General features: G+C 72.6%; 21 protein-coding genes. 5 read left to right on the plus strand and 16 right to left on the minus strand.

The window, feature by feature from the left end; all coding sequences use genetic code 11:
- Positions 1-132: 132 nt before the first annotated feature.
- Positions 133-1,290 carry a PP2C family protein-serine/threonine phosphatase gene (locus ACZ61E_RS02535; protein ID WP_469696910.1) on the minus strand — a complete coding sequence of 386 codons (1,158 nt, stop codon included), beginning with the start codon at positions 1,288-1,290 and terminating at the stop codon, positions 133-135.
- A gap of 142 nt (positions 1,291-1,432) precedes the next feature.
- Here ACZ61E_RS02535 and ACZ61E_RS02540 point away from each other — a divergent pair, with 142 nt between their 5' ends.
- The gene (locus tag ACZ61E_RS02540) at positions 1,433-2,431 is read left to right on the plus strand and encodes a ketopantoate reductase family protein (RefSeq protein ID WP_469696911.1); all 999 of its coding nucleotides are present in this window, start codon (positions 1,433-1,435) and stop codon (positions 2,429-2,431) included.
- 195 nt (positions 2,432-2,626) lie between these two features.
- Here the strand turns inward: ACZ61E_RS02540 and ACZ61E_RS02545 are convergent, their stop codons facing one another.
- From ACZ61E_RS02545 to ACZ61E_RS02610, 14 genes are all read right to left on the minus strand, one after another.
- Positions 2,627-3,397, minus strand: coding sequence for a sirohydrochlorin chelatase (locus tag ACZ61E_RS02545; protein ID WP_469696912.1), 771 nt, complete (start codon positions 3,395-3,397; stop codon positions 2,627-2,629).
- Positions 3,398-3,402: 5 nt separating this feature from the next.
- Complete coding sequence (locus ACZ61E_RS02550; protein WP_469696914.1) at positions 3,403-4,380, minus strand: ABC transporter permease; 978 nt, start codon at positions 4,378-4,380, stop codon at positions 3,403-3,405.
- On the minus strand, positions 4,367-5,158 hold the full coding sequence (locus ACZ61E_RS02555) for an ABC transporter ATP-binding protein (RefSeq protein ID WP_469696915.1): 792 nt from the start codon (positions 5,156-5,158) through the stop codon (positions 4,367-4,369). Before ACZ61E_RS02555 ends, ACZ61E_RS02550 begins: the two co-directional genes overlap by 14 nt.
- A gap of 72 nt (positions 5,159-5,230) precedes the next feature.
- The gene (locus tag ACZ61E_RS02560) at positions 5,231-6,349 is read right to left on the minus strand and encodes an ABC transporter substrate-binding protein (RefSeq protein WP_469696917.1); all 1,119 of its coding nucleotides are present in this window, start codon (positions 6,347-6,349) and stop codon (positions 5,231-5,233) included.
- A gap of 260 nt (positions 6,350-6,609) precedes the next feature.
- Positions 6,610-7,971: a sulfate adenylyltransferase subunit 1 gene (locus ACZ61E_RS02565; RefSeq protein ID WP_469696919.1), complete on the minus strand. Its 1,362-nt coding sequence runs from the start codon at positions 7,969-7,971 to the stop codon at positions 6,610-6,612.
- Between the two features lie 2 nt (positions 7,972-7,973).
- The gene (gene cysD, locus ACZ61E_RS02570) at positions 7,974-8,957 is read right to left on the minus strand and encodes a sulfate adenylyltransferase subunit CysD (protein ID WP_469696921.1); all 984 of its coding nucleotides are present in this window, start codon (positions 8,955-8,957) and stop codon (positions 7,974-7,976) included.
- Complete coding sequence (gene cysC / locus ACZ61E_RS02575; RefSeq protein WP_469696922.1) at positions 8,954-9,502, minus strand: adenylyl-sulfate kinase; 549 nt, start codon at positions 9,500-9,502, stop codon at positions 8,954-8,956. The genes cysD and cysC overlap by 4 nt, the downstream gene beginning before the upstream one ends.
- Positions 9,502-10,245: a phosphoadenylyl-sulfate reductase gene (locus ACZ61E_RS02580; protein ID WP_469696924.1), complete on the minus strand. Its 744-nt coding sequence runs from the start codon at positions 10,243-10,245 to the stop codon at positions 9,502-9,504. Before ACZ61E_RS02580 ends, cysC begins: the two co-directional genes overlap by 1 nt.
- On the minus strand, positions 10,242-10,418 hold the full coding sequence (locus tag ACZ61E_RS02585) for a hypothetical protein (protein ID WP_469696926.1): 177 nt from the start codon (positions 10,416-10,418) through the stop codon (positions 10,242-10,244). The genes ACZ61E_RS02580 and ACZ61E_RS02585 overlap by 4 nt, the downstream gene beginning before the upstream one ends.
- A complete protein-coding gene (locus tag ACZ61E_RS02590) occupies positions 10,415-12,112 on the minus strand; it encodes a nitrite/sulfite reductase (protein ID WP_469696927.1) in 1,698 nt (565 codons plus the stop codon). Before ACZ61E_RS02590 ends, ACZ61E_RS02585 begins: the two co-directional genes overlap by 4 nt.
- Before the next feature lie 128 nt (positions 12,113-12,240).
- The gene (locus ACZ61E_RS02595) at positions 12,241-12,324 is read right to left on the minus strand and encodes a putative leader peptide (RefSeq protein ID WP_443076890.1); all 84 of its coding nucleotides are present in this window, start codon (positions 12,322-12,324) and stop codon (positions 12,241-12,243) included.
- A gap of 68 nt (positions 12,325-12,392) precedes the next feature.
- On the minus strand, positions 12,393-12,974 hold the full coding sequence (locus ACZ61E_RS02600; protein ID WP_469696928.1) for a GNAT family N-acetyltransferase: 582 nt from the start codon (positions 12,972-12,974) through the stop codon (positions 12,393-12,395).
- Between the two features lie 5 nt (positions 12,975-12,979).
- A complete protein-coding gene (locus ACZ61E_RS02605) occupies positions 12,980-14,305 on the minus strand; it encodes a GAF domain-containing protein (RefSeq protein ID WP_469696930.1) in 1,326 nt (441 codons plus the stop codon).
- A 254-nt stretch (positions 14,306-14,559) separates the two neighbouring features.
- The gene (locus tag ACZ61E_RS02610; protein WP_469696932.1) at positions 14,560-16,206 is read right to left on the minus strand and encodes an acyl-CoA dehydrogenase family protein; all 1,647 of its coding nucleotides are present in this window, start codon (positions 16,204-16,206) and stop codon (positions 14,560-14,562) included.
- Between the two features lie 17 nt (positions 16,207-16,223).
- Here ACZ61E_RS02610 and ACZ61E_RS02615 point away from each other — a divergent pair, with 17 nt between their 5' ends.
- Together ACZ61E_RS02615 and ACZ61E_RS02620 are read left to right on the plus strand one after the other, a co-directional pair.
- On the plus strand, positions 16,224-17,357 hold the full coding sequence (locus tag ACZ61E_RS02615) for a YihY/virulence factor BrkB family protein (RefSeq protein ID WP_469696934.1): 1,134 nt from the start codon (positions 16,224-16,226) through the stop codon (positions 17,355-17,357).
- A 43-nt stretch (positions 17,358-17,400) separates the two neighbouring features.
- Positions 17,401-18,153, plus strand: coding sequence for a helix-turn-helix domain-containing protein (locus ACZ61E_RS02620; RefSeq protein ID WP_469696936.1), 753 nt, complete (start codon positions 17,401-17,403; stop codon positions 18,151-18,153).
- Here ACZ61E_RS02620 and ACZ61E_RS02625 read toward each other — a convergent pair.
- Positions 18,093-18,485: a VOC family protein gene (locus ACZ61E_RS02625; RefSeq protein ID WP_469696937.1), complete on the minus strand. Its 393-nt coding sequence runs from the start codon at positions 18,483-18,485 to the stop codon at positions 18,093-18,095. The two genes, ACZ61E_RS02620 and ACZ61E_RS02625, sit on opposite strands and share 61 nt — an antisense overlap.
- Positions 18,486-18,598: 113 nt before the next feature.
- Between ACZ61E_RS02625 and ACZ61E_RS02630 the strand changes: the two genes are divergently transcribed.
- Both ACZ61E_RS02630 and ACZ61E_RS02635 read left to right on the plus strand, forming a co-directional pair.
- Positions 18,599-20,320, plus strand: a complete 1,722-nt coding sequence (locus ACZ61E_RS02630; protein WP_469696939.1) for a sensor histidine kinase — start codon at positions 18,599-18,601, stop codon at positions 20,318-20,320.
- 67 nt (positions 20,321-20,387) lie between these two features.
- A complete protein-coding gene (locus ACZ61E_RS02635) occupies positions 20,388-21,047 on the plus strand; it encodes a response regulator (RefSeq protein WP_469697129.1) in 660 nt (219 codons plus the stop codon).
- Positions 21,048-21,210: the final 163 nt, after the last annotated feature.

Consider the following 21,210-nt stretch of genomic DNA (forward strand, 5'->3'; position numbering starts at 1 on the left):
AGGCGTCAGCGACAACAACAGCGGCGCGGCGAAAGGCGCGACATGACAGCCATGCCGGAATCCTAGGACACCAACTGGCCCCATGTCAGTCGGTGTTCAACCGGGCGGTCCGATCGGGCAGCGGCGCGGGGCTCACCCGGTCCGCCGGGCGGCGGACCGCCGGAGGGTGACCATGGCGACGTCGTCATCGAGGTGGGCGTGCCGTCGCAGGTCGTCCTTGACGGTGTCGAGCAGTGTCGCCGGGGGCTGGTCGGTCCACCGGCCGACGCGTTCGGCGAGCGGGTAGAACGCGCCGGACCCGTCACGCGCCTCGGCGAGGCCGTCGGTGTAGAGCAGCAGGGTGTCGCCCGGCTCCATGGGGTGACTCTCCACGTGCACGGGCGTGGTGTCGAGGCCGAGCAGCCCGATCGGCAGCCCGGGCTTCGGTGACGGCAGCTCCCGCGCCGTCCCGGCGTGCAGGAGCAGCGGCGCCGGGTGACCGCAGTTGACCAGCCGCACCTCGTCGCCCTCGCGGGAGACCTCGACCACGACGGCGGTCACGAAGGACTCCCGCAGTCGGCGCCCCATCTCGGGTTCCTGGGTGACGTCGCCGCTGTCGTGGGCCATGTCCCTGGCGAGTTCCAGCTCACTGCGGACCGCGTCGTCGAGGAAGCCCGGCAGATCGGGCAGTGCGACACCCTGCCAGGAGGCCCGGCGGAAGGCGTTCAGTACGAACAGCACCATCTCCAGGGTGGACAGCCCCTTGCCCTGGACGTCCCCCATGATCACCCGTGGTCGCCCGTCGACCATCGCACAGGCGTACAGGTCACCGCCGAGCATGGACTCCGCGTCGGCCGCCAGATACGACGACGAGATCTCCACCGGGCCCAGCCGGGGCGGCAGCGGACGCAGCAGCGTCCGCTGCGTCTGGGCGGTCACCCGGCGTGACTGCGCGAGCTGGCGCGCCCGTCTCTCCCGCACCGCCGCCGCGCCCACCGCCGCCGCGCTGATGACCACCGCCGTCGCGATGGCGACCGGCGCGTCCTCCCAGTTCAGCCGGTGGTTCTCGGCGAGGGTCACGACATAGGCGGGCATCATGGCCCCGGCGATCACCGCGACCGCCCGGGGGCCGGTGAACACCGCCGCCAGCGCGGGCAGGGCCAGCATGATGCCGCCCAGCCGGATCCGGTACCCGCCGAGCACATCGGCGGCCAGCACCAGCGCGAGGACGACCACGGCCAGGGCGACAACGGCCCCCGGCCCGCGCCACAGCTCCTCGGACTCGCGCCTCTGCGCGTCGGCGGACGGCATGTTTTCACGGTACAGCGACCAGCGGTTCCCGCCCTCCGGGCGGCGCGGCCGACCACCTCGTGGCGACCGCCCCGGGGGGCTTTCCGGACGGGATCTATGCTCGGCACGAATCGAACCCGCGGTCGGACGGAACGGAGTCGGGATGCGCTACATCATCGTCGGGGCGGGCGCCGTCGGCGGCAGTATCGGCGGCCGGCTCACCGAGTCGGGGCACGACGTCGTCCTCGTGGCCCGCGGCGCGCACCACCTGGCCCTGCGCGACCACGGTCTGCGGCTGACCACCCCCGAGGGCACCCGGGTGCACCGTCCGCCCGTCGCCGCGCGGCCCGACGAGATCGACCTGCGCCCCGACGACGTCCTGCTGCTCTCGGTGAAGACCCAGGACAGCACGGCCGCCCTGGACACCTGGGCCGGGCGGCCGGTCGCCGGCGGCGGGACCGCCGGGGAGAGGCTTCCGCTGGTCTGCGCGCAGAACGGGGTGGAGGGCGAGCGCCTCGCCCTGCGCCGCTTCCGGCACGTGTACGCCATGTGCGTCTGGCTTCCCGCCACCCATGTCGAGCCGGGCGCCGTCTCGGCCGGGGGCACCCCGTACACCGGCACCCTGCATCTCGGCCGCTACCCGTCCGGCACCGACGAGACCGCCGCCCGGATCGCCGCCGACCTGGAGAAGTCCCGGCTACTGGCCCCGGTCGTACCGGACCCGATGCGCTGGAAGTACGGCAAGCTGATCGCCAACCTCGCCAACGCGCTGGAGGCGGTCACCGGCCGCATTCTCAGTGACGAGGCCCGTGAGCTCGCCGCCCGTACGCTCAGCGAGGGCCGCGCCGTACTCGACGCCGCCGGAGTCGCCCACGTCGGCGCCCGGGAGCAGGAGGAGGTCCGGAGCAGGATGAGCTTCGACCCGTACGCCGTGCCGGAGGGTGGCGCCGGCTCGTCCTGGCAGAGCCTGAGCCGGGGCACCGGCACGATCGAGTCGGACTACCTCAACGGCGAGATAGCCCTGCTGGGGAGGGAGCACGGCGTGCCGACACCGGTCAACGAGACCCTTCAGCGCGTCGCCAACACCTTCGCCCGCGAGCGGAGGCCGGCGGGCTCGCTGCCCGTCGCCGAACTGCTGAGGATCATCGACGCCGCCACGTAGTCCGTCCGGCGGCCGGGGACAGCGCCCCCGTGCGAAGTGGCCCACCCGATCGCGGTACGAACGGCCCGGAGCACGGGGCCCAGCCCCGGTGGTGTGCACGATCAGGAACACCGCACCGGGGTCGACTTCGCGCAACCGCGCCGGCGGCCTCGACTTCGGCTGACCCGCCGGACGGGACCCCGACGTCCGGGTCCGTCAGGCCGACAGGGCCGCGACCCGCCGGGCGCCCCTCGCGGCCTCGTACCGCCGCACCAGCAGCCGCGCCAACTCCGGTGCGGGGCCCAGCACATCGGCCAGCACGTCCGCGCCCGCCGCGTGCGCGCCGCCCGCGATGCGGTCGGGCAGCCGGCCGGGCGCGATCACGTACGGGGCCACGGCCACCCGCCGTACCCCGTCCGCGCGCAGCTCGCGCACCGCGTCCTCGGTGCGCGGCAGTGAGGCGGAGGCGAACGCGGGCCGCACGGCACACCAGCCGGTGCGCCGCCACTCCCGCGCGACATGAGCGATCACCGCGATCGCCTCCGGGTCGGACGAGCCCGCCGAGGCCAGCACGACCCCGGTCGAGCCCTTGTCACCGGGCCGCAGTCCGGCCTCGTACAGCCGGCGCTCCAGGGCCTCGGTCAGCAGCGACGACGGGCCGAGTACATCGGCCTGCCGTACGGAGAGCCGGGGCAGCCGCGCCCGTGCCTCGTGCAGCACGGCCGGGATGTCGGACTTGGCGTGGAAGGCGCGGGTCAGCAGCAGCGGCAGCGCCACCACGTCCCGTACCCCCTCCGCGTCCAGCCGCTCCAGCACGCGGGGGACCGAGGGGGTGTCGAAGTCCAGGAACCCCGCCTCCACCCGCAGCCCCGGCCGCAGCGCGCGCACCCGGCGCACCAGCGCGTGCACGGTCGCGGCGTGCCGGGGGTCGCGGCTGCCGTGGGCGACGACGACCAGCACGGGCCGGCCGGCGGGGGTGGGGAACACGGGGATCAGCTCCTGACCAGGAGACCGCGGCTGCGCAGGACGCGGCGCTCCAGGGGCGAGAAGAACAGCAGGTCGATGCCGATGCCGACGATCAGGATGAGGATGATCGTGGCCAGCACACCCGACATGTCGCTGTAGGTGCGGAAGTTCTCCATGAGCTGGCCGAGTCCCGTACCGAGGTCGGGCGAACTGGCGATCAGCTCGGCGGCCATCAGCGAACGCCAGGAGAACGCCCAACCCTGCTTCAAGCCTGCCAGATAGCCGGGCAGCGCGGCGGGCAGCAGGACGTGCCGGATACCGTTGACGCCGGTGGCGCCGATGGTCCGCCCGGCCCGCAGATACAGCGGCGGGATCTGGTCGACGCCCGCGACCAGACCGTTGGCGATGGACGGTACGGCGCCCAGCAGCACCACCGCGTAGATGGTGGCGTCGGTCAGACCGAACCAGATGATCGCCGCCGGCACCCAGGCCACGGACGGCAGGGACTGGAGGCCGGAGAGGATCGGTCCGATCGCGGCCCGTACCACCTTGACCCGTGCGACCAGCAGCCCGAGCGGGGTACCGATGGCGACGGAGACGGCGAAGCCCAGCGCACCCCGCGAGACGCTGGTCCAGATGTAGCCGAGCAGCGTGCCGTCCAGCCACATCTTCTCGATGGACCGCCAGACGTCGAGCGGCCCCGGCAGCACGTAGTCGGGCTTGAGGTCGGAGGCGGCGGCGAGCTGCCAGACCGTGACCACCAGCACGACCGCCACCAGCGGCGGGACGATCTTGGAGAGCAGGACGCCGCCCGGCGACACCCGCTCGGCGGTCCTGGTCTCCAGCGCGTCCAGGCCGGCCTCCAGACCCGCCAGGTCTCCCTTGGACACCTTCGGACTCTTCCGGCTCCTCGACGGCTCCGGACCGGACGCGCCGCCCCCGGAGCCGTCCCCGGACCCGGCCGCCCCGGCGGCGCCCGGTACCCCGGTCTCAGTGCTGGCCATGTCGGCGGATCTCCCCCCGCAGTTCTTCGGTGATCTCCACGGACAGGTCGGCCACCGCGGCGTCCTCGATCCGGCGCGGCTGCGGGATGTCGATACGCCACTCGCGCGCGACCCGCCCCGGCCGGGACGACATCAGCACCACGCGCTCCGCGAGCCGCACCGCCTCGCGGACGTTGTGCGTGACGAACAGGACCGACACGTTCGTCTCGGCCCAGATCCGGGTCAGCTCCTCGTGGAGCACGTCCCGGGTGATGGCGTCGAGCGCGGCGAACGGCTCGTCCATCAGCAGCAGTTGGCTGTCCTGCGCCAGCGCGCGGGCCAGCGCCACACGCTGGCGCATACCGCCGGACAGCTCGTGCACCCGCTTGCCGTACGCGCCCTTCAGCCGTACCAGCCCAAGGAGCCGTTCGGCCTCGCCGCGCCGCTCGGACTTGGCCATGCCCCGCATCTTCAGGGCGAGTTCGATGTTCCTGCCCGCGGTGAGCCACGGGAACAGCGCGTGCTCCTGGAACATCAGCGCGGGCCGGCCGCCGGGGACGTCGATGGACCCCGCCGACGGCAGGTCGAGCCCGGCGACCAGGTTGAGCAGGGTGGATTTTCCGCAGCCGGACGCCCCCAGCAGGGTGACGAACTCGCCGGGCGCCACGTCGAGGCTGACGTCGTCCAGCACGAGCTGACGGCCGCCGGGCCGGCCGAACGACTTGGACACATGGTCGAGACGGGTGGCGTACGGCTGTGTGTCGACCGTTTCGGCCGGCTTGACGAGTGCGGTGGCCATGAGTCACACCTCCTGGGGGCGATCCGGTTGCGGGTCGGGTCGGACGACGGGTCGGCTGCTCGGGGCGCCCGGTTACTCGGCGCCGAGACCGGCGTCGTCGATCGCGGGTCTGCCGTCCGCCTCCAGCACCTTGTTGAGCAGCGACAGGTCGTAGATGCCGTCGAGCAGCGGGTCCTCGAGCAGGCCCGCCTTCACCGCGTGCTCGGACGACAGGCTCAGCGTGGAGGCCAGCGGGTCGTCGGTGATGTCGACGTTCTTCCACGCCGGGTCGATCACCTCGGGCGGCAGCGCCGCCCCGGAGTCCGCCTTGAGCTTGGCGTTGGCCGCGGCCTTCGCCTCGTCCGGGTTCTCGTTGATCCAGGCGTTCGTCTTCACCGAGCCGCGCAGCACCGCCTCGACGACGTCCGGGTGCTCCTTGAGGAACTTCTGGGAGACGATCACGTTCGTGATGACGAACTTGCCGTCCTTCCACAGCTTCTTCTCGTCCAGCAGCACCGAACCGCCGCCCGCGACCAGCTTCGACGCGGTCGGCTCGGGCACCCACGCGCCGTCCAGCGAACCGGACTCGAAGGATGCCGGGATCTGCTTGTTGTCCTGCCGGATGACGGTGACATCACCCTTGCCGGTGTTGGTGTCCACCTTCAGACCCTTCTCCGACAGGTAGTTGAGCAGCGCCACGTCCTGCGTGTTGCCGAGCTGCGGGGTCGCGATGCGCTTGCCCTTGAGGTCGTCGAGGGACTTGATCTTCTCCGGGTTCACGACGAGCGAGACACCGCCGGATGCCGAGCCGGAGATGATCCGCAGGTTCTGGCCCTTCGACTTCGTGAAGCCGTTGATCGAGGGGGAGGGGCCGATCCATCCGATGTCGATCGCCCCCGCGTTGAGCGCCTCGATCTCCGAGGGGCCGGCGTTGAAGACCTGCGGCTTGATCCTGGTGCCGCCCAACTCCTTCTGGATCAGACCCTCCTGGAGTCCGACCAGTGCGGTGGCGTGCGTGATGTTGGCGAAGTAGCCGATCTTCACCTCGCCGAGTCCGCCGATCTTCTCGCCCTCGGCGGCGGGGGCGGCCTTCTCGTCCTTCTCGCTCTCGGAGCCGTAGCCGCAGGCGCCGAGCAGCACGGCGAGGAGGGGCAGGGCCGCGACGGCGGCGACGGTACGCCGGCGGTGCCGGGTGGTGCGGGTGGCTGGCACGGGAGGTCTTCCTCTCGTCTGCCCGTGCTCACGCCCCTCGGTGGCGAGGCGGCGTGGCCGGGAGGTCGGCAGGTCTTCGGCGGAACGGATGCGGCGGGCGTGACACGGCGGTCGCGCCGGTGCCCTGGGCGCGCGTGCGGTGCGCGTACGTCAGCACGCACATCGCGCCACCCCGCCGGTTCCCGCGCCGAGGGCGCCGCTGCCGACCCGGCCGCCCTCCTTCGCGAACGTCGCGAACGCGTCCACCCACTCGACGGGCATCAGAAGTCCCAGCCCTCGTCGTCGGCGGAGTCCGCCGGGGCCGGCGGCGGTTCGGCGGCGAACGAGTCGCCCGCCATGCCGGCCGACAGCGTGGTGCCGTCGGCCGGGTCGATCAGGATGAAGGAGCCGGTGCGCCGCGAGTCGCGGTAGGAGTCGAGCGCCAGCGGTTCGGCCGTACGGAGCGTGACCCGGCCGATGTCGTTGGCGACGAGCTGCCCCGGCGCGGGGTGCTGCGACAGGTCGTCCAGGGTGAGCCGGGACGGGATGTCCCTCACGATCGCCTTCACCGTGCGGGTCGTGTGCTTCAGCAGCACCCGCTGGCCGACGGTGAGCGGCCGGTCCGCGACATGGCAGACGGTCGCCTCGACGTCCTGTGTGCTCGCGGGCAGACCGGAGCCGGGCGCGATCAGATCGCCGCGCGAGACGTCCACGTCGTCCGCCAGCCGGATCGTCACCGACTGCGGCGCCCACGCGATGTCGACGCTCTCCCCGAGCGCGTCGATGCCCTCGATGGTGCTGGTGCGGCCCGACGGCAGTACGGTCACGGCCTCGCCGACCCGCAGGACGCCGGAGGCGATCTGGCCCGCGTAGCCGCGGTAGTCGGGGTGCTCGGCGCTCTGCGGCCGGATCACGTACTGGACGGGGAAGCGGGCCGGGCAGCCGGCGAGGTCGTGGCTGACGGCGACGGTCTCCAGGTGCTCCAGGACGGTCGGCCCGCCGTACCAGTCCATGTGTCCCGAGGGCTCCACCACGTTGTCCCCGGCCAGCGCCGAGATCGGGACGGCGGTGACCTCGGGGACGCCGAGCGAGGCGGCGTACGCGGTGAACTCCTCGGCGATCGCGGCGAACACGGGCTCCGCGTACGCCACGAGATCCATCTTGTTCACGGCCAGCACCACGTGCGGGACCCGGAGCAGGGCCGCGACCGCCGCGTGCCTGCGGGTCTGCTCGACCACGCCGTTGCGCGCGTCGACCAGTACGACGGCCAGTTCGGCGGTGGAGGCGCCGGTCACCATGTTCCGGGTGTACTGCACGTGCCCGGGGGTGTCGGCGAGGATGAACCGGCGCCGCGGCGTGGCGAAGTAGCGGTAGGCGACGTCGATGGTGATGCCCTGCTCGCGCTCGGCGCGCAGCCCGTCGGTCAGCAGCGCCAGGTCCGGGGTGTCCTGGCCGCGGCCGAGCGAGGCGCGCTCGACGGCCTCCAGCTGGTCGGTGAGCACGGACTTCGAGTCGTGCAGCAGCCGCCCCACCAGCGTGGACTTGCCGTCGTCCACGGAGCCGGCGGTGGCGAAGCGCAGCAGGGTGGTGGCCGAGAGCTGCTCGGCCAACTGGTCGGCGGTGGCCGGGTGTCCGGTGCTCATTGTCAGAAGTACCCTTCGCGCTTGCGGTCTTCCATGGCGGCCTCGGACATCTTGTCGTCGGCGCGGGAGGCGCCGCGCTCGGTGAGCCGGGAGGCGGTGATCTCCGTGATGACGGCGTCCAGCGTGGTGGCGTCGGAGTCGACGGCGCCCGTGCAGGACATGTCGCCGACGGTGCGGTAGCGCACGAGGCGGGTCTCGGTGGGCTCGCCGTCCTTCGGGCCGCCCCAGTCGCCGGCCGTCAGCCACATGCCGTGGCGGTTGAAGACCTCACGCTCGTGCGCGAAGTAGATCTCGGGCAGCTCGATGCCCTCGCGTGCGATGTACTGCCACACGTCCAGCTCGGTCCAGTTGGACAGCGGGAAGACCCGGACGTGCTCGCCCGGCGCGTGCCGTCCGTTGTAGAGCTGCCACAGCTCGGGGCGCTGCCGGCGGGGGTCCCACTGCGAGAACTCGTCGCGCAGCGAGAACACCCGTTCCTTCGCCCGCGCCTTCTCCTCGTCGCGGCGGCCACCGCCGAAGACCGCGTCGAACCGCTCGGCCTGGATCTTCTCCGTCAGCGGCAGGGTCTGGAGCGGGTTGCGGGTGCCGTCCGGGCGCTCGCGCAGGGTCCCGGCGTCGATGTACTCCTGCACGGACGCCACGTGCAGACGCAGCCCGTGCTCGGCCACCGTGCGGTCGCGGTAGGCCAGCACCTCGGGGAAGTTGTGACCGGTGTCGACGTGCAGCAGGGTGAAGGGCACCGGCGCGGGTGCGAACGCCTTCAGCGCCAGGTGCAGCATCACGATGGAGTCCTTGCCGCCGGAGAAGAGGATCACCGGCCGCTCGAACTCGCCCGCGACCTCCCGGAAGATGTGCACGGCCTCCGACTCCAGGGCGTCCAGATGGCTCAGCGCGTACGGCGCCTCGGCGGAGCCGGTGGCCGCGGACCCCTCGCCGCGGTCGCTGCCATCGGTGCCGCCGGTGACGGATGCGACGGTGGTGGTCATCGGGCCAGGCCCCTCTCGGTGAGCAGCGCGTGGAGCGCCGCCGCGGATTCCTGCACGGACTGCGTGTGCGACTCGATCCGCAGATCGGGCTCCTCCGGGGCCTCGTAGGGGTCGTCGACACCGGTGAGACCGCTGATCTCGCCGGCCGCCTGCTTCGCGTACAGGCCCTTCACGTCCCGTACGGAGCACACCTCGACCGGGGTCGCGACATGCACCTCCAGATACGCGGTGCCCTCGCTCCGGTGGCGTTCGCGCACGGACTCGCGGCTGTCGGTGTACGGGGCGATCACCGGCACCAGCGCCTTGACGCCGTTCGACGCCAGCAGTTCGGCGACGAACCCGACACGGCGCACGTTGGTGTGCCGGTCCTCGCGGCTGAAGCCGAGGCCCGCGGAGAGGAACTCGCGGATCTCGTCGCCGTCCAGGACCTCCACGCGGTGGCCCTCGGCGCGCAGCCGGTCCGCGAGTGCGAGGGCGATGGTGGTCTTGCCCGCGCTGGGCAGTCCGGTGAGCCAGATCGTCGCGCCCTGCTCGACGGGGCTCATCAGTGCAGCCCGCATTCGGTCTTGGCGTTGCCCGACCAGCGGCCGGCGCGGGCGTCCTCGCCCTCCAGCACCCGGCGGGTGCAGGGCGCGCAGCCCACGGAGGCGTAGCCGTCCTGGAGCAGCGGGTTGGTGAGGACGCCGTGTTCGGCGACGTACGCCTCCACGTCCTGCCGGGTCCAGCGGGCGATCGGGGAGACCTTGACCTTGCGGCGCCTGTCGTCCCAGCCGACGACCGGGGTACCGGCGCGGGTCGGCGACTCGTCGCGGCGCAGCCCCGTCGCCCAGGCGTCGTACGCGGTCAGGCCCTCTTCGAGCGGCTTGACCTTGCGCAGGGCGCAGCACAGGTCGGGGTCGCGGTCGTGCAGCGCCGGGCCGTGCTCGGCGTCCTGTTCGGCGACCGTGGCGCGCGGGGTGAGCGTGATGACGTTGACGTCCATGACGGCGGCGACGGCGTCACGGGTGCCGATCGTCTCGGGGAAGTGGTAGCCGGTGTCGAGGAAGACCACGTCGACGCCGGGCAGGGCGCGGGAGGCGAGGTGGGCGACGACCGCGTCCTCCATGGAGGAGGTGACGCAGAAGCGCGCGCCGAAGGTGGTGGCGGCCCACGTCAGGATCTCCGGGGCGGACGCGTCCTCCAGTTCGCGGCCCGCGCGTTCGGCGAGGTCCCTGAGCGCGGCGGCCTTCTCGTCAACCGCCCGCCTGTCGTCGGCCGTCTCTGTGCCGGTCCCGGTGAGAGCCGTCATATCCGTTCCCCTCCGTCGTCCGTCGTCAGCCCGCGGGTCAGCAGCCCGAGGAACTTGAGCTGGAAGGCCCGGTTGCAGGCCCCGCATTCCCAGGCGCCGTGGCCCTGTTCATGGGGGCGCAGGTCCTCGTCGCCGCAGTAGGGGCAGTGGAACGGGGCGGCGCGTTCGCTCACGACAGCGCCTCCTCGGAGGCGCGGGCCGCCCAGGTGGCGAACCGCTCGTCCCTCTCGCGCTCCTTCTGGAAGCGGGTCAGGACGCGCTCGACGTAGTCGGGGAGTTCGGCGGCGGTGACCTTCAGACCGCGGACCTTGCGGCCGAACGAGGGCTCCAGACCGAGCGCGCCGCCGAGGTGCACCTGATAGCCCTCGACCTGGTTGCCGTCGCCGTCCAGCATCAGCTGCCCCTTGAGACCGATGTCCGCGACCTGGATACGGGCGCAGGCGTTGGGGCAGCCGTTCACGTTGATGGTGATCGGCTGGTCGAAGTCGGGGATACGGGCTTCCAGTTCGTCGATCAGCGAGGCGCCGCGCGCCTTGGTCTCGACGATCGCCAGCTTGCAGAACTCGATACCGGTGCAGGCCATCGTGCCGCGCCGGAACGGTGACGGCGCGACCCGCAGATCCAGCGACTCCAGGCCCGCGACGAGCGACTCGACCCGGTCCTCGGCCACGTCGAGCACGATCATCTTCTGCTCGACGGTGGTCCGCACCCGGCCGGAGCCGTGCTCCTCGGCGAGGTCCGCGATCTTCTTCAGCGTCGGACCGTCCACCCGGCCGACACGCGGCGCGAAGCCGACGTAGAAGCGGCCGTCCTTCTGGCGGTGCACACCGACGTGGTCGCGCCACTCGGCCACCGGGACGGCGGGCGCGGGGCCGTCGATCAGCGTCCGCTTCAGATACTCGTCCTGGAGGATCCGCCGGAACTTCTCCGCTCCCCAGTCGGCGAGGAGGAACTTCAGCCGGGCACGGGTGCGCAGCCTGCGGTAGCCGTAGTCGCGGAAGATCCCGATGACACCGGCCCACACGTCGGCGACCTCGTCCAGCGGGACCCAGGCGCCCAGCCGGACCCCGATCCTGGGGTTGGTCGACAGTCCGCCGCCGACCCACAGGTCGAAGCCGGGGCCGTGGTCGGGGTGCTCGACACCGACGAAGGCGATGTCGTTGATCTCGTGCGCCACATCGAGCAGCGGCGATCCCGAGACGGCCGTCTTGAACTTGCGCGGGAGGTTCGAGAACTCCTTGGTGCCGATGAACCGGGCGTTGATCTCGTCGATCGCCGGGGTGCCGTCGATGATCTCGTTCTCGGCCACGCCCGCGACCGGTGAGCCGAGGATCACGCGGGGCGTGTCGCCGCAGGCCTCGGTGGTCGAGAGGCCGACGTCCTCCAGCCGGCGCCAGATCTCGGGCACGTCCTCGATCCGGATCCAGTGCAGCTGGATGTTCTGCCGGTCGGTGATGTCGGCGGTGTCCCGGCCGAACTCGTGCGAGATCTGGCCGATGACCCGCAGCTGCTCGGTGGTCAGCCGGCCGCCGTCGATCCGGACGCGGAGCATGAAGTACTTGTCGTCCAGCTCCTCCGGCTCCAGGATCGCGGTCTTGCCCCCGTCGATGCCGGGCTTGCGCTGGGTGTACAGCCCCCACCAGCGCATCCGTCCCCGCAGGTCGGCGGGGTCGATGGAGTCGAATCCGGCCTTCGAGTAGATCGTCTCAATGCGTGTCCGCACATTGAGACCGTCGTCGTCCTTCTTGGTCTGCTCGTTGGCGTTGAGGGGAGTGAAGTGGCCCACGGCCCACTGGCCCTCGCCGCGGTGACGGCTCACCTTGCGGCGGGGCGTGGCGGCAGGGGTCTTCTCAGGGGTGGCGGCCATGGCTGGATACGTCCTTCGGGACTACGGGAGGGCGGCTCTGACCCGCACACGGGGCCGGCGACGCAGCGGTGCGCAGAGGGAGGAGAGAGCGAGGGACGAGCGAGGGGGAGCGACTGGAGCTGTGCTGGTCAGCTCGGTCGACAGATGGCGCTGGACATGCGGCCGAGATCGACGTGCCGCCGACTCACCAAGGCAATTCCAGCTGTAGACATGGAGGAAGCGTGGCACGCGGATCTGAGGGCAGTCCACCACGATCCACGATGTGGACGGGAGTGTCCCACTATCCGGTATGAGCTGCGGGGTGGGCACCGGCCCAGGGGCCGGGCGCCGCCACGTCGGGCTCCTCGGTCACCTTCGTGTCGAAGAGGGTGAAACCACGCCGCAGATAGTTCTCCATCGCGTGCTCCCCGTCCTTGGAGCAGGTGTGCAGCCAGACCCGCTTCGTCGGGGTCCGCTCCGCCCCGCGCTCACCCATGTCCCAGGCGCGCGCCACACCGTACGACAGCAGATGACCGCCGATACGGCGGCCCCGGAAGGCCGGGATGAGCCCGAAGTACACGATCTCGACCGTGCCGTCGCCCCGCGCCTCCAGCTCCACGTAACCCGCCGGGGTGCCCCTCTCGTACGCCACCCAGGTCTCGACGCCCGGCCGCGCGACCGCCTCGTGCCACTCCTCGTACGACAGGGAGAGCCGGTCGGTCCAGCGGATGTCACCGCCCACGGCGGTGTAGAGGAACCGGCTGAACTCCGCCGAGGGGACCTCGGACCGGACGATCCGCACGTCCCCCTCGGGCGCGGTGGCCGGCCGCAGATCGGCCGGTGAGGTCTGTTCCAGGGACCAGGTGGTCACAGTGATGCTCATGGGCGTCAGGGAATCACGCGGCCCTCCTCCGGCCAAACCGGCCGCGAGGGGTCATTCGCGGCCCTTCCGGCCGCCACCGCGGGGGCCGTCGAGTGGGGGAGCAGATCCGCCGGGCGGTCCGGCCCGACGACCGTCACCTCCACCTCCTCCTTGAAGCGGTACGGCCGGTGGGCCAGCACCCCCGCCAGATGGCGCCGCACCCGCGACATCTCGGCCCGCACCGTCACCGTGCGCGTCGGGTCCCCGAAGACGTCGGCCGCCAGCTCCGCCGCGCTCCGGCCGTCCCGGCGCACGGCCAGCACGTACAGCAGCTCCGCGTGGCGCGGGGTCAGCTCCTGCGCCCAGCTGCCCGCCGCCCCCGAGACCGTCACGGACCAGCGTCGGGGCCGGCTCAGGTCCAGCACGACCGTGCTCGGCGAGTCCGGCGGCGGCTCCTCCTCCACGGTCAGCAGCCAGCCGCCGGGCAGCGGCTCGACGGTGCACATGCCGAGCGAGGGCAGCCAGAGCCGCCCCGGCCGCACCGACTTGGGCAGCGGCAGCCGGTCGACCGGCGCCATCCCCTTCACGGCGGCCGTCCAGCCGTGCGTGTCGACGGCCGCCGCCCGCCCGCCCACCCGGCACAGGATCGGCGCCGCCACCGAGCGCAGCCGCTCCACCGCCCGCAGGTGCCGTTCGCGCAGCTCGCCCTCGGCGAGCCTGGCGACGGCGGTCACCAGCGCCAGCGTCGTCGGATGGAAACTCGTCGCCGGGCCGCTCACGTCGACCACGCCCAGCAGCCGGCCGTCGCGCGGGTCGTGCACCGGCGCCGCCGCGCAGGTCCACCGCGTCAGGGTGTGCACGAAGTGCTCGGCCGAGTGGACCTGCACCGGGACCCCGGCGGCCAGCGCCGTACCGATGGCGTTGGTCCCCGTGGCCCGCTCGGCCCAGGAGACGCCCTCCTCCAGGCTGATCCTGTCGGCCCGCCGCATCACCCCGGCGTTGCCCTCGCGCCACAGGACCCTGCCCTGTTCGTCGGAGACCACCAGGATCTGGAGCGACGCGTCGACGAAGCCGCCGAGCCCCTCGCAGACGCCGCGTATCACCTCTCCGAGTGCCGATGTACGGCGCCGGTGTTCGAGTTCCTCCGCTGACATCGCCACCGGTCCGGTCTCCCGGTGGGGGTTCACGCCCAGGCGCCGCATCCGCCTCCACGACGCCTCGATGACGGGCCGGGGCGGCACCGGTGGCCGGTCACCGGCCAGCGACGCCTCCCTGATCTCCTGGAGCAGCCGGGTCGCGCGGCCACCGTCCATCGCCGCCAGGCGGGACATGCTGAGCGGTGTGTGCTTCATCAGGCCCCCGGCCGCCGGCGATGTATCGATTCCGCATTATGCGGAGCTGATCGCTCCGCTCGCTCCATCGTGCCGTTCCGGCTCCGCGCGGGGGTGGCGGTTCGCAGATTTTCTGCAACCACTTGCAACCCTGGCGAACCGCCGCCCCCATACGTGAGGGTGACAGCAAGTCGTGGGTGGTGCCGTGTCGGCGCAGCACCACCCACGGCCCCGGACCGGGAACACCGCGCCGGCCACGGCCGGGCGCCCACGGCTCAGCCGGCCACCCGCGCCCGCGTCACCACCGACTCCAGGTCCAGACTGTGCGGCAGCGTGCCGAACGCCGACCCCCAGTCGCCGCCGAGCCGTGACGCGCAGAACGCGTCCGCGACCGCCGGCGGCGCCCACCGCACCAGCAACGACCCCTGGAGCACGCGCGCCATCCGCTCCACCAGGCGTCGCGCGCGGGCCTCGACACCGTCCAGATCGGCGAGTTCGGTCAGCAGGTCCTTGATCGCCCCGTCCAGCCGGTGGTCCGCGCCCCGCGCCCGGCCCACCTCCTGGAGGAACGCGTTCAGCGCCCCGGGCTCACGCTGGAGCGCCCGCAGCACATCGAGCGCCTGCACATTCCCCGAGCCCTCCCAGATCGAGTTGAGCGGCGACTCGCGCAACAGCCGCGGCATCCCCGACTCCTCGACGTAACCGTTGCCGCCCAGACACTCCAGCGCCTCGGCCGCGACCGGCGTACACCGCTTCGTCACCCAGTACTTGGCCGTCGGCACCGCGAGCCGCAGGAACGCCCGCTCCGCCTCCGACCCGGTGGTCGACACGGCGTCCTGCGCCGCCGCCAGCCGCAGCGCCAGCGTCGTCGCCGCCTCCGACTCCAGCGCCAGATCGGCCAGTACGTTGCGCATCAGCGGCTTGTCGATCAGCTCACCCCCGAACGCCGAGCGGTACGTGGCGTGATGGACCGCCTGCACCACCGACTGCCGCATCAGCGCCGCCGATCCGAGCACACAGTCCACCCGGGTCGCCGCCACCATCTCGATGATGGTGCGCACCCCGCGCCCCTCCTCGCCGACCCGGCGGGCCCACGTGCCGTCGAACTCCACCTCGCTCGACGCGTTCGACCGGTTGCCCAGCTTCTCCTTCAGCCGCTGGATCAGGAACACGTTGCGCGTGCCGTCCGGCAGCACCCGGGGCACGAGGAAGCACGTCAGTCCGGCCGGTGCCTGCGCAAGCACCAGGAACCCGTCGCACATCGGCGCGGAGCAGAACCACTTGTGACCGGTCAGCAGGTACTCGCCGTCGGCGTCCAGCGGCCGTGCGGCCGTCGTGTTGGCCCGTACGTCGCTGCCGCCCTGCTTCTCGGTCATGCCCATCCCGAACAGCGCCCCCGCCTTCCCGGCGGCGGGCCGCAGCCCGGGCTCGTACCGGTGCGAGGTGAGCCGCGGCTCCCACTCGGCGGCCAAATCCGGTTCCGTACGCAGCGCGGGCACCGCCGCGTGCGTCATGGACAGCGGACAGCCGTTGCCGGCCTCCGCCTGCGTCCACACGTGGAACCCGGCGGCCCGGCGCAGATGCCCGTCCGGTCTGCCCCAGGCGTCCGTCAGGCCCGCCGACACCGCCCGGTCCAGGAGCTGGTGCCAGGCCGGATGGAACTCCACCTCGTCGATCCGGTTGCCGTACCGGTCATGCGTACGCAGCTTCGGCGGGTTCTCGTTGGCCAGGGCCCCCCACTCCTGGGCCCGCGCCGAACCGGCCTCCAGACCGAGCGCGGACAGCTCCGACCGTGCCTCGTCGAGGACTTCGGGGGAGGCGTGCCGCTCCAGCCCCTCCGTGAGGACCCGGTCACCGGTGAAGACGTCGTACCCCACCAGGGGCGGAACCTGGTTGGTCACTGTGTGAGTGCTGGCAGTCATGCCGCTACGGTAAGGAGGTGCAGGCAGCGAACGAAACACCCGAGCGGCCATCGGGCCGACTCCGCCGGGTCCGTGCCCTCTACCGCAACGTATCCAAGCGGAGGATGGCCTGGCTGCTGCTGAAGGACACGGTCAACTCGTGCATCGAGTACCGGATTCTCGGTCTCGCCGCGGAGGCCGCGTTCTTCACGCTGCTCTCCCTGCCCCCGTTGATGATGGGTCTCCTCGGCCTGCTCGGGTACATTGACGACTGGACCGACACCACCACCGTGGCGTCGATCGAGCAGAACATCCTCACCGCGGTCGGCACGGTCCTCTCGGACCGCGGCGTCGACCAGATCGCGAGACCCCTGCTGGCGGACGTCACGCACGGCGGACGTCCCGACCTCATCTCCATCGGATTCGCCATCGCGCTCTGGTCGGGCTCCCGCGCGGTGAACGTCTTCATCGACACCATCACCGTGATGTACGGACTCGACGGCCGCCGCGGCATCGTCGCCACCCGGCTGCTCGCCTTCCTCCTCTACATCGTGGCGCTGCTCATCGGCGCCGTGGTGCTGCCCCTCGCCGTGGTCGGGCCCGACAGGGTCGTCGACATCATCCCGTGGGGCACGGAGCTGGCCAGCGTCCTGTACTGGCCCGTGGTGATCCTGCTCTCCGTCGTCTTCCTGACCACGCTCTACCACGTGTCCGTGCCCGCGCGGTCGCCGTGGATAGAGGACGTGCCGGGCGCGCTCGTCGCCCTCGCCATGTGGGTCTTCGGCAGCTTCCTGCTGAGGATCTACCTCACCAGTACGGTCGAGGGCCCCACCATCTACGGATCGCTCGCCGCGCCCATCGCGGTCCTCCTGTGGATCGGGATCTCGGCCTTCGCGGTCCTGGTCGGCGCGGCGGTCAACGCCGCCATCGACCGGGTCTGGCCGTCCGTCGCCACGGCGGCGGCCCGCGCGGCCAACGAACGCCTGCGCGCGGCGCACGCGGCGGAGCTGGTGGCCAGGACCGAGGCGCTGTCGGAGGAGCCGGACGACACCGACTACGGCCCCGACCCCGACATGCCCTCCGAATTCCCCGAGAGGTGGTCCCGCTTCCTGCCGCCGGACGACCTCAAGTCACGGTTCGGCTCGGGCCGCGACAAGGAGCAGCGGCCCTGATCTCCGCCGGCGGGCCACGGGGCGCCGCCGGTAGCCTGGAGACGTGTACAGGGAACGGGCGTCGCAAGTCGAGGGCGTCGTCGTATGGGGCCGGACAGCGCCCGAGCGGGACGACGGCCCCCTCTACCCCGTCCTCCCGGACGGCTGCATGGATCTGCTCTGGACCGGCGGCCGGCTGACCGTCGCCGGGCCCGATACGCACGCCTTCGCCCCAAAGCTGTCGAAAGGCGCCGGCGGCTTCACCGATGTCGTCGGGGTCCGCCTCGCGCCCGGCGTCGCGCCGGCGCTGCTCGGCGTACCGGCGCACGAACTGCGCGACCGGCGCGTCGAACTCGCCGACCTGTGGCCGGGCCCGGAGGCACGGGAGATCGCCGAACGCCTCGCCGCCGCCACCGACCCGGCCGCCCTCCTGGAAACGGTCGCGCTGCGGCGCCTCGCCGTCACCGGACCGCCCGACCCGCTGCTGCGCGCCGTCGTCGAGGGGCTCGACGCGGGGCACACGGTCGCCTCCGTCGCCGACAGCGCCGGTCTCGGCACCCGCGCGCTGCACCGGCGGTCCCTGGACGCCTTCGGCTACGGCCCCAAGACCCTGGCCCGCGTCCTGCGGCTCCAGCGCGCGCTCGCGCTCGTACGGGCCTCGGTGCCGTACGCGGAGGCGGCCGTCGCCGCCGGCTGCGCCGACCAGGCGCACCTCGCCAGGGAGACACGTGATCTGACCGGACTGACGCTCGGTGCCTACGAGGCGTTGGCGAAGAACGAGACGCCGCAGCCGTCCGGGTCGAGCACGACGGCGTAGCGCTGGCCCCAGTCCGCGTTCCACGGCTTGAGGTGCCCGCGGTACCCGGCGCCGGTCAGCTCCGCGTAGACGGCGTCGACGTCGGCGGGGCTGTCGCAGAGGAAGTTCAGCCCCAGCCGGTCGCCGGTCGACGGCGGGGTCCAGCCGGGGTCGAAGGAGCGCACGACGTCCTCCGTGTCCCACGCCAGCCGCATGCCGCCCGGCAGGACCGCCTCCACATGGGGAGCGGAGTCCGCGTCGGCGGGAATGTCCAGGCCGAGCCTGCGGTAGAAGGCGAGCGAGGCCGCCATGTCGGAGGTGACGATGCCGATCAGATCGAGTCGTGGAGTCATGCGCCCAAGGTAGGCGCGGCCCGTCCCGGCGGTCTTGAACGAATCGGACAGCACCGCCGTGCCCGCTCCACCGGCCCCCTGTCCGCCGCGCGGCCGTTCGATAGCCTCGGACGGTGCGGTGGCGGGGAGGGAACGGCGACACGGCCCGGGACGGCGGAACGGGCGCGGCCAGTGGTACGGGCGGCTGGACGGTGGCGGGTCCCGTCGTGCGCGACACCGCCCTCTGGCTCGCCCTGGCCGGGTTCGCGCTCGTCTGGTTCGTGGGCCACCCCGAATCATCCCTCGCGCTGGAACTGGTGCTGCCGCTGGCCGTACTCGCCGTTGCGGTCCCGGCCCGCCGCCGGTGGCCGGTGGCCGCCCTCCACGCGGTCAACGCCCTGTGCGCGATCGGCCTCGCGCACCCCGTCACCCCGGCCAACGCGTACATCGTGGCGCTGGCCGTCTCCGCCTGTCTCCTGGGCACCGGACCGACCACCGTCCGCACCGCCCTGTCGGCGTTCGGCGGTTGTCTGGCGCTCGATCTGGCGCTCTGCGCCGTGCTGGGCGGGGAAGCCGTGTGGTGGTACTACACGCTGACCGTCTTCCCCCTGGCGCTGCTGCTGCCCTGGCTCCTCGGCCGCTACTGGCAGGCCCAGCTCGCCTTCGTACGCGGCGGCTGGCAGCGGGCACAACTCCTGGAGCGCCAGCAGCGGCTGGTCGCCGAACAGGCCCGGCTGCGGGAACGGACCCGGATCGCCGCCGACATGCACGACTCGCTCGGGCACGAACTGAGTCTGATCGCGCTGCGGGCCGGCGCCCTGGAGCTCTCGCCCACGCTGACCGGCCGGGACCGGGCGGATCTCGGTGAGCTGCGGGCAGCCGTGTCGGACGCCGTCGGTCATCTGCGGGACACCGTGGGGGTGTTGCGCGACGACGAGGGCGACCGCGCCGCCGCGCCGTCGGACGAGTCCGTCGAGGAACTGGTCGCCCGCGCACGGGACTCCGGCGTCGCGGTGGACCTGCGGCGCGACGGCACCCCGGCGCCGCCCGGCCTCTCCCCGCTCGTCGACCGCGCCGTCCACCGGGTGGTGAAGGAGTCGCTGACCAACGCGGCGAAGCACGCGCCCGGGGGAGCGGTACAGGTGCGGATCACGCACGAGGGAGGGCGCACGGACGTACGGGTGACCAACTCGGCCGGGGACGCGGGGAAGCCGCCGGCACCGCCGGGCCCGGTATCGGGAGGCCACGGTCTGACCGGGCTGCGGGAGCGGGTCGGGGTGGTCGGCGGGACGCTGCGGGCCGGGCCGCACGGGACCGGGTTCGAGGTCGCCGCCACGGTGCCGGACCGGGTGGGCCCGGACCGCCCACCGCGGGAGTCCGGGGCTGTCGCAGGCCACCCCGGCACCGGCACCGACCGGTACGCGGACGCCGACGGGTACGCCGGGGCCGGGTCGGAGCCGGCTCCCGAGTCGGCACGGCAGCTCACCACCGCCCGGCGAAGGGCCCGGCTGCGCTTCGCCGCCGCGTTCGTGGTGCCCGGCGGATTCGGGCTCGTCGCCCTCGGCTCCGCCGCCTACGCCGCGTTCCAGCTCGCGACCTGTGTGCTGCGGCCCGCCGACTACGCGCAGCTCCGAGTGGGCCAGGACCGCGCCGAGTTCGCCCATGTCCTCCCGGCGCGGCAGTTCCCCTACGTCTCCGACGCCGTCAAGGCGCGTCCCCGGCTCGTCGGGACCGTCTGCGCCCACTACCGGTCCAGCGGCAGCCTGCTCGACCAGGTGGACGTCTACCGTCTCTGCTACAGCGGCTCCCGGCTGGTCTCCAAGGATGTCGTGCCGGGATCGGCGAGCCGCCGGTGAGCGCACCCCCGACTTTCGTCGGGGACCCCTCCGCGGCCCCGCTCGGTAAAATCCGTCCGTGGTCAGAGTGCTGGTGGCGGACGACGAGGCGCTGATCCGCGCCGCGGTGCGCGCGATCCTCGCGCGGGATCCGGTGATCGAGGTCGTCGCGGAGGCGGCGGACGGGCGGGAGGCCGTCGACGCCGTGCGTGAACACCGCCCGGACGTAGCCCTGCTGGACATCCGGATGCCGGGCCTCGACGGGATCCGTGCCGCGGAACACATCCACCGGGAGCTGCCCGGCACGGCGGTGGTCATGCTGACGACCTTCGGCGAGGACGACTTCATCGCCCGCGCGCTGAGCGGCGGGGCCGACGGGTTCCTGCTCAAGGCGGACGACCCCAGGGAGCTGCTGGCGGGCGTGCACGCGGTGGCCGGGGGCGGCGCGTACCTCTCACCGAGGGTCGCGGCCCGTGTCGTCGCCGGGCTGCGGACCGGCCGGCCGGGCGCGGCGGTGGTGAGACCGCTGGCCGAACGGCTGACCGGGCGGGAGCACGATGTCCTGGCGCTGGTCGGCGCGGGGCTGTCGAACGCGGAGATCGGCCGACGCCTGCATCTGGTCGAGGGCACGGTGAAGGCCCATGTCAGCGCGATCCTGGCCAAGTTGGGCGTACGGAACCGGGTGGCGGCGGCGATCGCCGCGTACGAGGCGGGGCTGGTCGGTCGGGACAGCGACGACCGGCCCTGAGATCCGGGTCCCGAGACCGGGTTCCGGAGTCCTTCCCCGGCATACGACGGCGGGGGGGGGGGGGGGGGGGGGCCCCCAGGGGGAGGGTATTCCCTTGGGGTTGGGGGGTTTCCAGGGGCTTCACCCCCCAGGGCCCGAAACCGCGGGGTGTGCAACGGGCCAA

The organism is Streptomyces sp. NPDC104581, assembly GCF_055583685.1.

Bases quoted from the DNA above. Each gene is read 5' to 3' on its own strand.
- ACZ61E_RS02625 (WP_469696937.1), bottom strand. From the start codon at position 18,485: ATGACTCCACGACTCGATCTGATCGGCATCGTCACCTCCGACATGGCG.
- ACZ61E_RS02600 (WP_469696928.1), bottom strand. From the start codon at position 12,974: ATGAGCATCACTGTGACCACCTGGTCCCTGGAACAGACCTCACCGGCC.
- ACZ61E_RS02555 (WP_469696915.1), bottom strand. From the start codon at position 5,158: ATGGCCACCGCACTCGTCAAGCCGGCCGAAACGGTCGACACACAGCCG.
- cysD (WP_469696921.1), bottom strand. From the start codon at position 8,957: ATGACCACCACCGTCGCATCCGTCACCGGCGGCACCGATGGCAGCGAC.
- ACZ61E_RS02610 (WP_469696932.1), bottom strand. From the start codon at position 16,206: ATGACTGCCAGCACTCACACAGTGACCAACCAGGTTCCGCCCCTGGTG.
- ACZ61E_RS02535 (WP_469696910.1), bottom strand. From the start codon at position 1,290: ATGCCGTCCGCCGACGCGCAGAGGCGCGAGTCCGAGGAGCTGTGGCGC.
- ACZ61E_RS02595 (WP_443076890.1), bottom strand. From the start codon at position 12,324: ATGTCTACAGCTGGAATTGCCTTGGTGAGTCGGCGGCACGTCGATCTC.
- ACZ61E_RS02590 (WP_469696927.1), bottom strand. From the start codon at position 12,112: ATGGCCGCCACCCCTGAGAAGACCCCTGCCGCCACGCCCCGCCGCAAG.
- ACZ61E_RS02565 (WP_469696919.1), bottom strand. From the start codon at position 7,971: ATGAGCACCGGACACCCGGCCACCGCCGACCAGTTGGCCGAGCAGCTC.
- ACZ61E_RS02540 (WP_469696911.1), top strand. From the start codon at position 1,433: ATGCGCTACATCATCGTCGGGGCGGGCGCCGTCGGCGGCAGTATCGGC.
- ACZ61E_RS02605 (WP_469696930.1), bottom strand. From the start codon at position 14,305: ATGAAGCACACACCGCTCAGCATGTCCCGCCTGGCGGCGATGGACGGT.
- ACZ61E_RS02580 (WP_469696924.1), bottom strand. From the start codon at position 10,245: ATGACGGCTCTCACCGGGACCGGCACAGAGACGGCCGACGACAGGCGG.
- ACZ61E_RS02550 (WP_469696914.1), bottom strand. From the start codon at position 4,380: ATGGCCAGCACTGAGACCGGGGTACCGGGCGCCGCCGGGGCGGCCGGG.
- cysC (WP_469696922.1), bottom strand. From the start codon at position 9,502: ATGAGCCCCGTCGAGCAGGGCGCGACGATCTGGCTCACCGGACTGCCC.